The sequence below is a fragment of the Leucobacter weissii genome (assembly GCF_017565745.1).
Lineage (GTDB): Bacteria > Actinomycetota > Actinomycetes > Actinomycetales > Microbacteriaceae > Leucobacter > Leucobacter weissii.
The window spans coordinates 78,523-93,115 of record NZ_JAGDYM010000001.1 but is presented as its reverse complement, the minus strand read 5'-3'; the positions used below and the strand labels follow the sequence as shown (position 1 = coordinate 93,115).

Annotated in this window: 12 protein-coding genes; 3 read left to right on the top strand and 9 right to left on the bottom strand. The window is 70.0% G+C overall.

The annotated features are described in order from the left end of the window. Positions 1 to 12: 12 nt before the first annotated feature. The 3 genes from J4H92_RS00385 to J4H92_RS00375 are packed head-to-tail and all read right to left on the bottom strand — an operon-like array spanning position 13 to position 5,028. Positions 13 to 612 carry an aromatic-ring-hydroxylating dioxygenase subunit beta gene (locus J4H92_RS00385; RefSeq protein WP_208095044.1) on the bottom strand — a complete coding sequence of 200 codons (600 nt, stop codon included), beginning with the start codon at positions 610 to 612 and terminating at the stop codon, positions 13 to 15. Positions 613 to 643: 31 nt separating this feature from the next. Further along, entirely contained in the window at positions 644 to 4,135 is a 3,492-nt protein-coding gene (locus J4H92_RS00380; RefSeq protein ID WP_208095043.1) for an FAD-dependent oxidoreductase, read from the bottom strand. After that, complete coding sequence (locus J4H92_RS00375) at positions 4,132 to 5,028, bottom strand: fumarylacetoacetate hydrolase family protein (protein WP_208095042.1); 897 nt, start codon at positions 5,026 to 5,028, stop codon at positions 4,132 to 4,134. Before J4H92_RS00375 ends, J4H92_RS00380 begins: the two co-directional genes overlap by 4 nt. Before the next feature lie 130 nt (positions 5,029 to 5,158). Here J4H92_RS00375 and J4H92_RS00370 point away from each other — a divergent pair, with 130 nt between their 5' ends. After that, a complete protein-coding gene (locus J4H92_RS00370; RefSeq protein ID WP_208095041.1) occupies positions 5,159 to 6,124 on the top strand; it encodes a zinc-binding dehydrogenase in 966 nt (321 codons plus the stop codon). 46 nt (positions 6,125 to 6,170) lie between these two features. On the opposite strand, the gene J4H92_RS00365 is transcribed toward J4H92_RS00370, so the two are convergent. Beyond that, on the bottom strand, positions 6,171 to 6,746 hold the full coding sequence (locus J4H92_RS00365) for a helix-turn-helix domain-containing protein (protein WP_208095040.1): 576 nt from the start codon (positions 6,744 to 6,746) through the stop codon (positions 6,171 to 6,173). Between the two features lie 155 nt (positions 6,747 to 6,901). On the opposite strand from J4H92_RS00365, the gene J4H92_RS00360 reads away from it, so the two are divergent. Continuing rightward, positions 6,902 to 7,726, top strand: coding sequence for an IclR family transcriptional regulator (locus J4H92_RS00360; protein WP_208095039.1), 825 nt, complete (start codon positions 6,902 to 6,904; stop codon positions 7,724 to 7,726). A gap of 87 nt (positions 7,727 to 7,813) precedes the next feature. Here J4H92_RS00360 and J4H92_RS00355 read toward each other — a convergent pair whose 3' ends face one another. The 5 genes from J4H92_RS00355 to J4H92_RS00335 are packed head-to-tail and all read right to left on the bottom strand — an operon-like array spanning position 7,814 to position 12,703. Next, positions 7,814 to 9,067 (bottom strand): ABC transporter substrate-binding protein, encoded by a 1,254-nt coding sequence (locus J4H92_RS00355; protein ID WP_208095038.1) that lies wholly within the window; start codon positions 9,065 to 9,067, stop codon positions 7,814 to 7,816. Between the two features lie 25 nt (positions 9,068 to 9,092). Continuing rightward, positions 9,093 to 10,220: an ABC transporter permease subunit gene (locus J4H92_RS00350; RefSeq protein WP_208095037.1), complete on the bottom strand. Its 1,128-nt coding sequence runs from the start codon at positions 10,218 to 10,220 to the stop codon at positions 9,093 to 9,095. After that, positions 10,213 to 11,097, bottom strand: coding sequence for an ABC transporter permease subunit (locus tag J4H92_RS00345; RefSeq protein ID WP_208095036.1), 885 nt, complete (start codon positions 11,095 to 11,097; stop codon positions 10,213 to 10,215). The genes J4H92_RS00350 and J4H92_RS00345 overlap by 8 nt, the downstream gene beginning before the upstream one ends. After that, positions 11,094 to 11,918 (bottom strand): ABC transporter ATP-binding protein, encoded by an 825-nt coding sequence (locus J4H92_RS00340; RefSeq protein ID WP_208095035.1) that lies wholly within the window; start codon positions 11,916 to 11,918, stop codon positions 11,094 to 11,096. The genes J4H92_RS00345 and J4H92_RS00340 overlap by 4 nt, the downstream gene beginning before the upstream one ends. Beyond that, positions 11,915 to 12,703, bottom strand: coding sequence for an ABC transporter ATP-binding protein (locus J4H92_RS00335; RefSeq protein WP_208095034.1), 789 nt, complete (start codon positions 12,701 to 12,703; stop codon positions 11,915 to 11,917). The genes J4H92_RS00340 and J4H92_RS00335 overlap by 4 nt, the downstream gene beginning before the upstream one ends. A gap of 271 nt (positions 12,704 to 12,974) precedes the next feature. Between J4H92_RS00335 and J4H92_RS00330 the strand changes: the two genes are divergently transcribed. After that, positions 12,975 to 14,588 carry an acyl-CoA synthetase gene (locus J4H92_RS00330; RefSeq protein ID WP_208095033.1) on the top strand — a complete coding sequence of 538 codons (1,614 nt, stop codon included), beginning with the start codon at positions 12,975 to 12,977 and terminating at the stop codon, positions 14,586 to 14,588. The last annotated feature ends 5 nt before the right edge of the window (positions 14,589 to 14,593 follow it).

Sequence of the window (14,593 nt, the reverse complement as noted above, 5' to 3'; positions counted from 1 at the left end):
TGACCTCAGTTTCTAGAAGAAGGTGCTGATGTTCTTCATCAGCAGCACGTTCTGCTCGAAGAGCAGGGTTCTCTTGACCACTTCGAAGCCGTGCACCCCGCCGCGGCGGATCACGTCGTTGCGGCCACCGGCGTAGATGTCGACCTCGGTCTGCAGACGGTTCCGGTAGACGAGGAAGGCGCTGCGCACCTGCAGCAGGCCGTCCTCGCGCTCGCGCGCCGAGACGTTGGTGACGAGGTGGCGGGTGCGGCTGGGCGGATCCTCGGCCCAGGCCATCCCCGAGTCGAAGCGGCGGATGCGCCAGGCCAGCGACTCCTTGGTCTCGTCGTAGAAGGCGGCCTCGCCCGGCGCGGAGATCGACAGCGCCTGCTGACGCCGCAGTCGGTTGGTGCGCGTGGGTGCCCAGTAGTGCAGATCGTCGGCCAGCATCTCGAGCCAGTCGGCGAAGCGCCCGTCGTCGAGGAACTCCGCCTCGAGGAAGTAGAACTGGTTCAGCTCGAAGTGGGTCTGCGCATCCGAGAGCCGCAGGCCGTCGATCTCGTCCTCGAGGATGCTCGTCGAGGTCGAGGTGGCGCCGTTGAGCGTGTAGGGGTTCAGAAAGTCGTCTGCCATGATGCGTCCCTGAGGTGTCGGAGGTGGTCGTTCAGCGCTTCGCCTTGAGCAGCGAACGGAGTGAGATGGCCGGGTCGGCGAGATCTGCGGCGGAGACGGGGATCCGCTGGTCGATGAGGCGGCGGGCCGCGCGTACCAGGTTGGTGTCGTCGATCGCGGCCGCGCCCTGCAGCACGCCGTCTTCGACGAGGAGGACCGCGGGGTGCGCCCCGCCCTCGCGCACGACCACCTCGCCGGGGCCGCTCAGCCGGCCCACGGCCTCGAGATGGCAGCCGTGGCGGTCGGACCAGAACCAGCCGGCCCCGCGCGCGGGGATCTCGAGCCCGAGCATGCCCCGCGCGGCGTCCTGGCCGCCGAGCTGCGCGGCCTCCCAGTGCTCGGCCCGGGGCAGGGGCCTCCCGTCCTCTCCGCGGAACTGCGCGACATCGCCGGCGGCGTACACGCGCTCCGCGGAGGTGCGGTGGCTGCGGTCGACGAGGACGCCGTCCGCCACCTCCAGACCTGCGGCGAGCGCCAGCTCCGCATTGGGCGCGAAGCCGACGCTCACGACGATGCGATCCGCTGCGACGGCCGAGCCGTCCGCGAGTCTCACCGCGAGCGCGCCGTCCGCCTGCGCGAACTCGACGGTGTCGCCCACCACGACGCGGATGCCCTGTTCGCCGTGCTGGGCGTGCAGGTGGGTGGCGAGCAGCTCTCCGATCGCGTGCTCCAGCGGAGGCTCCCGCCGCACCACGAGGGTGACCTCGGCTCCGGCTCTCGAGAGCGCCGAGGCGAGCTCGGCTCCGATGAGCCCGCCGCCGATGACGGCGACGCGCGCGCCCGGCGAGACGGCCCGGCGGAGCGCCTCGGCTTCGTTGAAGCTCGTCAGCGCCTGCACGCCGGGCAGGGTCGCCCCCGGGATGTCGAGCGGGCGGGCGCGGCCTCCCGTGGCGAGGAGCACCTTTCCGGCGCTCAGCTCCGTGCCGTCGGCGAGACGCACCGAGCCGCCCTCCGCATCGAGCGAGACGACGGGCGAGCCGAACCTCGCGGCGATGCGCTGCTCGGCCAGGGCGGCCTCGTCCGCGAAGGCGAGCGCCTCCAGCGAGAAGTCCGCGTCGAACAGGCTCTTGCTGAGCGGCGGCCGGTCGTAGCTCGCGGTCTCGCCGTCGACGATCGTGACGGCCCCGGCGAAACCGTCCGCGCGCAGCTGCACGGCGGCGTTGTAGCCGGCGAGGCCCGCGCCCACGATGAGGATCGAGTCGAGAGCGTTCGGATCGCGAGGTGCCGATGGCGCGACGATCGGCTCGGCAGCAGTCGACTCGTGACCGGTGGGCTCGGGATCCTCCGCACCGGGATCCTCCGCACCGAAATCCTCCGCATTGTGCGCGGCGGCCGGAGGCTGCCCGACGAGCCGGACGGGGTTCGGCGTGATCGCGATGTCGTCGCCGTCGACGCTCACTTCGTGGGTGCGAATGCCCACGGTGGCCGGCATCGCCTGCGCGCTGCCGTCGCGGAGATCGAACTTCGCGGCGTGCAGGGGGCACTCGACGCAGCCGCCCTCGACCCAGCCCTCGGAGAGCGACGCCACCTCATGGGTGCAGGTGTCGTCCACGGCGTAGTAGGCCTCGCCCTCGCGGAAGAGCGCCACGTGATCGACCGTGCCGAGCACGGAGGCATCGATCCGGATGCCCTCGCCGTCCGCCACGTCACCGCGCCGGGCGACCACGATCCCCGCGCCGGGGCCTGGGGCGTCTCGAGGCGCGGGTGCGGCCGGAGGTGCGGAAGCGGGCGGCGCGGGGATGCCGCTGCCCGGTTCGATCTCTTCGGGCCGGGAACGGAGGGGCGCTGCGGCGAGCGTGCCCGCGTCGATGCCCGCTGCGAGCGCAGCGGGATCATCGTCGCGGGCCTCAGCTTTTTTTGCCGGGGCGACCGCTTCTTCCGCCGGCGCGACCGCGGGTTCTGCGGCGACACCGAGACCGGCACCGACCGCGGCTTTGATTCCGGCTTCGACCGCGGCCTTGATGACCGCCTCGATCGCGGTGTTGGTACTCGCCTCGTTGCGCGGGGCCGGGCGGTTCGCCGTCGCGGGAGCGGCGGCGTTCGTCTGGACGGAAGCGCCGGTCTGCACGGGGGCGCCGACCGGCGCGGGTGCACTGGTCGCCGCGGCGTCGCCGGGCGGTCGCTGCTCTCGCTCGTGCCAGGCGGGCGTGTTCATCAGCTCGGCCCACCGGCTGTAGAATTTGCGCCCCGCGGCGTCGCTGTAGAGCTCGCTCGTCTCGCCGGGGTAGACGCCGTCGTGGCGCTCGGATCCGAGCCCCATCTGGTAGTTCAGCGGAATGGTGTTGGTGCGCCAGCCGTGGGAGATCGACTGCACCTCGCTCCAGTTCTCGCCGTCGTCCTGCTCGAAGATGCCCGACGGTCCGAAGGTGCGCAGGTTGTAGAGCCGCTGGGCCTCGCGCACGTTCTCGGGCATCGACTTGTCGAGCACCGTCCACGACCAGATCTCCATCTCGTCGACGCCCTTCGGATGCCAGACGCGGATGCTGCCGTTGACGGGCAGGTAGGAGAAGTTGGGGAACACGGTGGCGTGACCGGTGGTGAGCGGTCCCTCGACCCGTGCGGCGCCCAGGCGCTCGCGCAGTTCGTCGTAGTCGTAGTACTCGTGCACCGGTTGCGCGTCGAAGCGGCTCTTCGGATGCGTCGGGAAGCCGGTGCCGTTGCCCCGCTCGTCGGAGTACTGGCGTCCGGGCGTGTTCGCGATGCTCTCCTTGGGGCCCTTGCCCGTGGGGGACATCACCATCAGCGCCGAGGCGTGCGACATGTTGACGTGATACCAGTCGGTGCCGAACTGCTCCGCCGCGAGCTTCCAGTTGCCCTTCAGCACCCACTTGGTGATGCCCCCCACGATCGTCGTGCCCGCGGGATCACGACCGAGGAAGGCCTCCATGTAGTACTTCATGTTGCCGAGCTGCTCATCGAGATCCGGGGCCTCCGGGTTCCAGGTCGCGAAGATGAGGTCGTAGACCACGTCGAGCTGCGCGACCTCGATGAGTCCCCAGTCGTCACGATCGAAATCGGCGTTCGCGTAGCCGTTCTCGTTGGGCACGCTGATCAGTTCTCCTCCGAGATCCCAGGACCAGCCGTGGTAGGTGCAGGTGAAGTTGCGCGTCTTCCCGTAGTCGGCGCGCAGCACGCGGGCGCCGCGGTGGCGGCAGGAGTTCAGATACGCGCGGATCCTTCCGTCCTTGTCCTTCGTCACGATGACGGGATCCTCGCCCATGTACGTCGTGAAGAAATCACCCGGCTTCTCCAACTGCGCGACGTGGCCGAGGAACAACCAGCTCGTCGCGAAGACGCGAGCGAGTTCCTGTTCGTAGAGCGTGCGGTCCGTGAAGATCGCGCGATCGATGAGCCCGCTCTGCGCATCGACGAGACCGGAGACGTCGACGTTGCGGGAGAACTCGGGCGGGCGGCAGATGTTGCCGCACGCATGGCCGGAGGGGCGCTTGCCCTCCTCCGTGCTCGGCAGTCGCGTGATGGTCATTGTCCCGTTCCGCCCTTCTGCGCCCTCGGGCCTGCCCCGCTCTCCGCGTCGGAGGGGGCCGGCGCCTCGGGCGCCCGTGATGGATGTGAGGTCGTCGAATGGAGCACGGCCGGGGGCAGTCCGTCGCTGTGCGCGGTCCACGCCGCCCCCGCGGTGAAGTCGACGGCCGCGGCCACGGCGCCGGCGAGCACCCGATCACCGGCCCGGAAGCCATCGCCCTGCGCGCCGAGCGCCTGCGCCAGCCAGTGCAGGGAGGTGAGGGGGTGGCCGAGCACCGCGGATCCCGGTCCGGAGCTCACCTCGTCCGCGTCGCGCAGCAGGGTGATGACCGAGTCGGGCAGTTCGGCCAGCAGCTCGGGGGTGGCGGGCACGAACTCGCCCCAGACCACGCGAGCCATGGAGGCGTTGTCGGCCACCGTGTCGGGCAGCTTGATCCGCCAGTCCGCGACGCGGGAGTCGATGACCTCGATCGCCACCGCGACACCCGTGACCGCTGCCGCGAGCCGCTCGTGATCGGGGCTCTCGGGCAGATCCTCGCCGATCTCGAACGCGAACTCGGCCTCGAGCCGGGGTGCGAGCAGCGTCGCCGGATCGAGGCCGCCGCCGTTCGGCACGACCATGGCATCGGTGATGGCGCCGTAGTCGGGCTCGTCCACGCCGAGCTGGCGCTGGATGGCGAGCGAGGTGAGGCCGATCTTGCGCCCGATGAGCCGCTCGCCGCGTGCGCGGCGATGCGCGAGATTCTCGCGCTGGATGCCGTAGGCCGCGCGCACCGACAGTTCGGGGTATCGTTCGGTGAGCGGCGCGACGCCCTTCCGGGTGGTCTCGGCCTCCCGAAGCTCGGCCGCGATCGAGGCGAGGTCGATCGGCTCTGCTGATACTGCACTGTTCACATGACACATGTTGCGCGACTCGGCGAGCCGTCGCATTCGCCCGTGCCGAACCTTGGAACAGTGCCTTCTGTCAAGTTCGGGATCCAACGATGATCGAGATGCCACCCGCGTCGAACCGAAGGAGCCGAAGATGCGTGCCGCCGTCGCCACCGCCCAATACGCCGACACCCCGCTGCGAGGACTCGCACTGCGGGAGTGGCCGGACCCCGAGCCCGCGCCCGGCTGGACCCGGGTCGAGCTGCGCGCCGCGTCGCTCAACCCCCACGACCTCTGGACGCTCCGCGGGGTCGGGCACCCCGCGGAGCGGATCCCGATCGTGCTGGGCTGCGACGGCGCCGGCGTGACCGAGGACGGCAGGGAGGTGGTGATCCACCCGGTGCTCGGCGACGCGAACCGCGGCGGCGGCGACCTGACGCTCGATCCGCAGCGGGCGCTGATGTCGGAGACCCTGGACGGCACCCTTGCCGAGCACGTGCTCGTGCCGGATCAGATGCTCGTCGACAAGCCCGCCGCGCTGAGCTTCGCCGAGGCGGCCTGCCTGGGCGTGGCCTGGGGCACCGCCTACCGGATGCTGTTCACCCGGGCCGGCGTCCGCGCGGGATCGCGCGTGCTCGTGCAGGGCGGCAACGGGGGCGTGGCCAGCGCGGCGATCGCCCTCGCCGCGAGCTCCGGCGCCCGCGTCTACGCCACCGCGCGCACCGAGGAGAAGCGGCGCTTCGCACGCGCGTGCGGCGCGACGGCGGTGTTCGACTCGGGGGCGCGACTGCCGGAGCGCGTGGACGTGGTCGTGGAGACGATCGGCGCGGCCACCTGGTCCCACTCGCTCAAATCGCTGCGACCGGGCGGCACCGTGGTCATCGCCGGCGCAACGAGCGGAACGGCGCCGGACGCGGATCTGGCGCGGATCTTCTACCAGCAGCTGCGCGTCGTCGGATCGACCGGGTGCACGCTCTCGGAGTTCGAGGCGCTGCTGCGCACGGTGGAGGCGAGCGGGGTGCGCCCGCAGCTGGAGACGATCGGCTTCGACGACATCCCGGCCGGTTTCGCGCGCATGCTCTCGGGCGAGGTGCTCGGCAAGCTCGTCGTCGAGTTCTAGAGCGTCGGGTTGTCGAGCGTCGGATCCGACTCGGACCGGACCCCGCTCAGAAGGTGTTGGTCAGGTTGCGCATGGATTGCTGCGGCATGGTGGTCACGACGAAGATCAGCGCACTCGAGGTGATCGACCGGAAGAGGTGCGGCGCCTCGCCGGGGAACCGCACGAAATCCCCCTCGTCCGCCTCGACGGTGCGCCCTTCGGGGCCCAGCTCGGCGCGGCCCTCGATGAGGTAGCAGTGGCGCAGCATGCCCCGTGTCCCGGCGCGCGGGCGGACGACGCCCGTGCGCGCCTCGAGACGGATCACCGCGTTGTAGACGTAACCGGATCCGTACACCTGATCGAGGTTGCGCACGGCGAGCCCGCCCTGCTCCTGCCAGTGGACGAGCTCGCCGGACTGGAGCAGCACCTCGTTGCCCATCTCGGAGATCAGCGCGCGAGCACTCACCCCCAGAGCCTCCGCGAGCACCTCCAGCGTCTCGATGGTGGGGTTCGATCTGCCGCCCTCCAGCGCGATGATCGTCTGTTTCGATAGACCGGCGCGCCCGGCGAGCACCGCCTGGGAGTACCCGCGATCCTCCCTGAATCTCTTGGTATTCCGAGCGATCACCGACGATATGGCCATGCCGATCAGCCTCCCTCGAACCCCGCCATGAGGTACAGCATAATCGACCGAAACGGTTTGGTAATCACTCGTTCATCGACTGGACTTACAGACATCGCCGTACTTTGACCACCATTCATTGGGCCTCAACGGCGAGGCCGGATGCGGAGCCGCACATGGACATCAAGAATCTGACCGCAACGTTCCAGCCGCATGCGTCGACGCACGAGAGCCCGGGCAAGGACAGTCGCACCTCGGTCGACAAGGCCATGGCGGTGCTCAAGGCCTTCGGCGACGACGCCAACATCGGCGTCGGGGTGAGCGAGCTCAGCAGACGGGCCGAGCTCAGCAAGTCGACCACGTTCCGGCTGCTCGGCATGCTCGAGCGCAACGACATGATCGAGCGCATCGGCACCGCCTACCGCTTCGGCACCGCCATCCAAGCGCTCGGCGCGCAGAGCATCGACTCGAGGAAGCACGACGAGGTGCGGGACCTCCTCACCCCCTACCTCGCGGACCTGTTCGTCGCCACCCACCTGACCGTGCAGCTCGCCACGCTCGACGGCCGGCACGTGATCTACCTCAACAAGCTCGAGGGCCACCAGCGGCTCCGCAGCCCGAGCCGGATCGGCGGACGCATGCCGGCCTACTGCACCGCGGTGGGCAAGATCTTCATGGCCCTCGATCCGATCGCCGCCCAGGCGGTCATCACCGCCGAGCGCCACCCCTGGACCCCGAACACCATCGTCGACGACCACGAGCTCCGCACCGAGCTGGCGCGCGTGCGCAAGGAGGGCATCGCCCACGACCGCGGCGAGGCGCTGGAGACGCTGAGCTGCATCGCCGCCCCCGTCCTCAACCGGCGGGGACTGCCGATCGCCGCGCTGTCGGTCTCGGGCACGACCGACACCTTCCGCGCTCACGAGCACGAGCACACGCTGCGGCAGGTGGCCTTCGCCGCGTCCCGCATGATGGCGCGCTACGAGGAGCGGGCCGCATAGGCTCCCAGGAACGGAATCGGGGACGCATATACCGGGTTTCCGATGCCGGAAGCTAACATATGCGTCCCCGATTCGGGCTGCCGGGGCCTACTCGGTGAACTGCGGCACGAGCTCGGACTCGAAGAACTCCTTCTCGACCACCAGGCCCCCCGTGACGTCGGGGTCGACCGCCAGCACGACGCTCTGCGTCGAGGCGGACGTCGCAGGATCCTGGAAGCTCTGCGTCGGGAAGATGCCGGTCTCGACCTCCGCCAGACCGCGCAGCGCGTCGGTCACGCCCTGACGGGTGAGGTCGCCCGCCTCGCAGGCCGCGTCGAGCGCCTCGCCGAACACGTTGGCGGTCGCGTAGCCGTAGTTGACGAAGATCGTCGGGTCGCCGTCGGGGTACGCCTCGGCATAGGCCTCGGCGACCGCCTGCGCCTCCGCGGAGCCCTCCGCCCCGTACGGCAGGTACGAGAGCACCACGCGCACCCGCTCCTCGATCGCATCGGCGGCCGCGGTCTCGAGCAGCGCGGGACCGAAGGACGGGCCCTGCGTGATGACCGGAACGTCGAGGCCGAGCGCCGAGGTGCCGCCGACGATGCCGGCGAGCTGCGGCGGCGTGCCGGAGACGATGATCGCGTCGACCTTCGCGTCGACCAGCTGCTGCACCTGCGCGCTGTAGTCGGTTGCGGTGGGCTCCACCGAGATGTCGACGATCTCGAGATCGTTCTGCTCCGCGTAGAACTCGGAGCCCTTCAGGGCGTTCTCGCCGAAGTCGCCCGGCAGGTGGACGTGACCGACGGTGCTTCCGGCCTCGATGGTGCCCTCGTCGGCCAGCACGCTCAGCCCGTTGATGATGTCGTAGGGGTAGATGGTGCCGGTGATCGAGATGGCGTTGCTGCCGAGGAAGTCGCTCGACCAGGAGGCGACGAACGTCGGGATGGTCTTCGACTCGATCTCGCCCTTGAGGGCGTTGACCTGCGGCGAGCCGAGCAGCTGGGTGAAGCCGAGCACGTTCGGCTCAAGTTCGCTGAACTGCGACACGGCGGTCTGCACGTCGTTGCCGTGATCGCGCACCTCGACCTCCACGTCGAAGCCGCAGACCCCGCCGTCCGCGTTGCGCTGATCGAAGTAGAGCTGATTGCCCTGCGCCAGCGTGCTGCCGAGCGCGGCGTAGGGGCCCGACTGGTCGGTGAGCGCCGCCACCGTGAGCGTGTCTCCGACGACGCCGAAATCGGTCTTCACCGAGCCGTCGCCCGTCTCCTCGCCGCCCGAGCTCTTCGTCGAGCAGCCGACCAGCAGGGCGGTCGTGGCGAGCAGGCCGAAGCCGGTCGCCGCGGTCTTCCTGAGTGTGTTCATTGGGGTGTTCCTTTCGTGGGAAGGTCTATGAGGAGCGGCTCGCGACGCGCCAGAGCCTCTGCCCGAGGCGGGCGAGTCCGCCGGGTTCGAGGATGATGAGCACGACGACCAGCACGCCGAACAGGATCGAGGAGACGGTGGCGGCGTCGTAGCCGCCCGATCCTCCGGCGGCGAGCAGTCCGGTGCTCGAGGCGAAGCTCTCGAGGAGCAGCGGCGTCGCGGTCACGATGACCGCGCCCACGACCGCTCCGCCGACCGACCCGAGGCCGCCGATCAGGACCATCACCAGGAAGCTGATCGACAGCGTCAGCCCGAAGTTCTGGGGGGTGAGGTACCCGTAGGCGAGACCGGTCAGCACCCCGGCGCCCCCGGCGAAGGCCGACGAGATGACGAACGCCGAGGCCTTGTAGTGCTGCACGTTGATGCCGAGCGCGGAGGCCGCGGCCTGATTGTCGCGCACCAGGGTGAGGGCGCGTCCCGGGCGCCGCGCGATGATGCCCCTGGCGAGGAAGATCGCGACGATGAGGGAGAACAGCGCGAGGTACCACATCCGCTCCTGAGCGCCGAAGGGCACGCCGAGCACCTCGAGGGGCGGGGTGCCGCCCGTGAGCTGGAAGCCGAAGACGTCGAAGGGCGCGACGCTGCGGCCGTTCACGCCCCCCGTGACGGGCGTGAGGTTCTTGAGGAGATGCTGACCCACGAACACGAGCCCGAGCGACGCGACGCCCAGATAGAGCCCGCGCACGCGCGCGGCCACGGGGCTGAAGGCGAGGCCCGCGAGCGCGGCGAGCGCGATGCCCGCGAGAGCCGCCAGCGCGGGCGGCCAGCCCAGCCCGTCCTCGGGAGCCGCGAAATAGGCGTAGCCGTAGGCGCCGACCGCGGCGAAGAAGGCGTGCGCGAGCGAGAGCTGGCCGGCGGTGCCGACGAGCATCGTGAGCCCGACCGCCCCGACCGCGATCGCCATCGACCAGGAGCCCACCTTGAGCATCTGCGCGTCGAGGTAGAGCGGCAGCGCGGCGAGGAGGAGGAGCACGGCGAGCAGCGCGAGGGCGCGCACCCAGCGCGGTGCTCGGCCCGCCCTGCCGAGCCAGTTGGATTTCTCGGCCGCGGCCTTCTCGGGCACGGCGTTCTCGGACACGGCTTTCTCAGACACGGACGAGCTCCTTCGTTCCGAAGATGCCGCTCGGTCGCACGAGCAGGAAGAGGATCATGAGGATGTAGGGCGAGACGTCGCCGATGCCCTCGCCCAGGAAGCGCAGCGAGGAGGCATAGCTGGTCACGACCGTCTGGGTGACGCCGACGATGAGCCCGCCGAGGATCGCTCCCTCGCTCGAGTCGAGGCCGCCGATGATCACCGCAGGGATCGCGTGGAACGCGAGCAGATGGGCGTGGGCGTCAAGGCCGGGGTTGGGGAACATCGCGAGGAAGATGCCCGCGACCGCCGCCATGCCGCCGCCGATCGCCCAGGAGGTCAACGACACGCTCCGCTGGCTGATGCCCATCAGCGCGGCCGTCTCGGGATCCGCGGCCGAGGCGCGCATGCGCACCCCGAAACGGGTCTTGCGGAAGACGAGGAAGAAGATGCCGATGAGCACGATGCCGACGAGCAGGGCGATGACGCGCGTCAGCGGCACCGTGGCGCCGAGCAGCGTGATCGTCTGCGAGCCCCAGGGGTCGCCCACCGTGATGAACTTCGTGCCGAGGAGCCGCGCGGTCTCGGCGACGAGGATGATGTCGAGTCCGACGGTGAGGATCGTGAGGACGAGATGGTCGCCGCGCGGGGCGAGCGCCACGATCCGATCCAGGATCGCCGCGAGCAGCGCCGCGGCGAGGACGCCCGCCGCGGCCGCGGCGAAGAAGCCGATCGCGCCGGTGAGCAGCGAGGTGACGTAGACGCCGACGATCATCACCGAGCCCTGGGCGAGGTTGAACACCTTGGTGCCCTTGAAGATGGTGACGAAGCTCAGGGCGATGAGCCCGTAGATGGCCCCGAGCGAGAGCCCGAGGATCAATACCTGGATGAGTTTCACGCGCGGTGCTCCTTCTCGATGCCCACCTGGCTCATGACCTCGGTGTCGATCTCGCTCTCGTCCTCGCCGAGGTAGGCGGCGATCACCGCCGGATCCTGCTGGATCTCGTCCGGCGTTCCGTCCGCGATGACGCGGCCGAAGTCGAGCACGGTGATGCGCTCGGCCTGCGACATGATGAGCGGCATGTCGTGCTCGACGATCAGGACCGTCGTGCCCAGCGCATCCCGGATCGCACGGACGACGCCGGCGATCTCGCGCTTCTCGTGCGCGGGCATCCCGGCCACGGGCTCGTCGAGGAGCAGCGCCCTCGGCTCGGACGCGAGCGCGCGGGCCAGCTCGATCTTCTTGCGGCCGCCGTAGGACAGCGACCCCGCCGGCGCGTGCAGCTGCCCTCCCAGGCCCACGAACTCGGCGATCTCCACGACCCGGTCGCGGTGAGCCGTCTCCTCCCGTCGCACGCGGGGGAGCCCGAGCGCGGAGCCCAGGAAACCGGCGCGCATGAGCCGGTGACGGCCGACCATGATGTTGTCGATCACCGGCGCGTGGGGGACGAGGGCGATGTTCTGGAACGCCCGGCCGAGCCCGAGTCCGGCGATCTCGTGGGGTCGCCGCTGGGTCACGTCGACGCCGTCGACCAGCACCGATCCGGAGCTCGGACGGTAGAGACCGGAGATCACGTTGAACGTGGAGGACTTGCCCGCCCCGTTCGGCCCGATCACCGCGTGGATCGTGCCGGGCTCGACCGTGAACGACACCCGGTCGAGCACCTGCACGCCGCCGAAGCGGAGATTCACCTCGCGGACCTCGATGGATGCGCTCATGCCTCCCACCTCCCGATGGTCGCGTGCGGAGCGGCCGCGACGGCCTCCTCCTCCTCCTCGGCCGAGCCGCCGAGGTACATGCGGCGGATCTCCTCGGTCTCGCGCATCTCGGCGGCGTCGCCGCGCATCGAGATGGCGCCCCGCTCGATCACGACGCCCTGGTCCGCGACCCCGAGCGCCATCGCGGCGTTCTGCTCGACCAGCACGACGGTGGTGCCGGCGCGGTTGATCTCGCGCAGCGTCTCCCCGATGCGGTGCACCACCTTGGGCGCGATGCCCAGCGAGGGCTCGTCGAGCAGCAGCACCTCGGGCCCGCTCATCAGCCCCCGCGCGATGGCGAGCATCTGCTGCTCGCCGCCGGAGAGCAGCGAGGCCCGTCGGGTGCGGTAGCGGCCGAGCGCCTCGAACATCTCGTAGGCCCGCCGGACCCGCTGCTGCCGCAGCTTGCCGCTGCCGATGGTCGTGGCGCCGACCTGCAGGTTCTCCTCGACGGTGAGCTCGCCGAAGACGTGCCGTCCCTCCGGGACGAGCGCGAGGCCGTGCTGCACGATGCGGTGCGGATTCAGGCGGTCGATGCGCGTCTCGCCCAATCGGATCTCGCCGCTCACGACACGTCCCCCGTGGTAGCCGAGCGTGCCGGAGACGGCGCGCATCAGCGTGGTCTTGCCCGCGCCGTTGCCGCCGATGATCGCGCAGACGGTGCCGGGCCGCACCTCGAAGCCCACGTCCTCGATTGCCTGCACTCCCGCGCCGTAGCGCACCGAGAGGCTGTCGAATATCAGCAAGCGCTTCTCCTCGTTGAGTCTGGGACGTGTCAGCGGCCCGCCGCCATCGCAGGCGACGCACCGCTCCGTTCGCTGTGTACTATCCAAGGAAAGTGCGGGGGCGTTCAAGCGGACGTGCCAACAGGCGAAACGCTCGCCGTCTCCGCGCGGCGGGTCGCGGCGGATCGAGATGCGACGTGCCATATGTCGGAACGGGGTCGTGACAGTCGCCGCGAATGCCTGCATCCTCATGGATGGACAACGAAGTCGCCGGAGAGGAAGAACACTGACGATGAGTGTGGACATCAGTCCGATCAGACAGATCGCTCGACATGCGCGCGAACACGGCGAGATGATCGCCGTCATCTACGAGGACCGCGAGGTCGCCTACGCGGAGTTCCACGAAGAGGTGGGGCGTTTCGCCGCGGGCCTGCGCGCCGACGGCGTGGGTCCCGGCGACCGGGTCGCGTATGCGGGCCACAACAGCCGGACCTTCCTCGTCACCTACTTCGCCGCGGTCTGGGTGGGCGCCGCGTTCCTGCCGCTCAACTTCAGGCTCGCGGGACCCGAGATCCGGCCGGTGCTGCTCGACGCGCGCCCCGACGTGCTGGTGGCGGAACCCGCTCAGGCGGCCACCATCGCGGGCTTCCTCGGCGAGCTGTCGGTGCGGCACGCGCTGCTGATCGACGACGATCCCAACATCGACCCCGCGCCGGAGCTCTCTTCCGGATGGCAGTCCTACCGCGCGTTCCGCCTGGCGCACGAGGAGATCCCGCCGCACGCGCCGCAGCACGATGACGATCTCGCCGCACTGCTCTACACCTCGGGCACGACGGGCAAGGCGAAAGGCGTCATGCTGACCCACGGGAACCTCTGGTGGGGTCAGCTGAACGTCGACTCGGTGATCGACACCCGGTTCGGCGACGTCTCGCTCGCGGTCGCCCCGCTCTTCCACATCGGGGGCTTCAACGCGTTCACGCTGCGCACCATCACGCGCGGCGGAACCGTGGTGATCCGCCGCCAGTTCGACCCGGCGCAGGCCCTGTCGGATCTGGTCCGGCACCGCGCCAACAGCATGTTCCTGGTGCCGGCCATGCTCGCCGCGATCTCGCGGCAGGAGGGCTTCGGCGAGGCCGATCTCTCCGAACTGCGCTCGACCACGGTCGCCGGCGCGCCCGTGCCCCCCGCGCTGATCGAGCTCTACGCGCAGAAGGGCGTGCTGCTGCAGCAGGCCTGGGGACTCACCGAGACGGCGCCCTTCGCGACGCAGCTCGAGTCGGCGATGACCACGCGCAAGCTGGGCTCGTGCGGGGTGCCGATGCCCTACGGCGGTGTGAAGATCGTCGACCCCGAGACGCTGCGCGACATCGACGAGCCGGAGCGGACCGGCGAGATGTGGGTGCAGGGTCCGAACGTCTCGCTCGGCTACTGGAACAACCCCGAGGCCACGGCCGCGGCCTTCACGGCGGACGGGTGGTTCCGCACCGGCGACATCGGCTACATCGACGCGGACGGCTACTTCTTCATCGTCGATCGCCTCAAGGACATGATCATCTCCGGGGGCGAGAACATCTACCCGGCAGAGATCGAGAACGCGCTGAACTCGCATCCGGGGATCACCGACGTGGCCGTGATCGGCGTGCCGCACGAGAAGTGGGGGGAGACCGTCTGCGCGGTGGTGTCGTTCTCGGAGGATCCGCTCTCGCTCGAGGAGGTGCGGGAGTATCTCGCCGAGCGGATCGCCCGCTACAAGCTGCCGTCCCGGCTGGTCGCGGTCGAGACCGTGCCGCGCAACGGGGCCGGCAAGCTCGACAAGCCGGTGATCCGCGCGCGGGTCGCGGAGCTCGACAGCGGCGAACGGGCCGCGCCGATCCCGCCCTACACGGAGGTCATCCGGGTGCCCTGATCCGA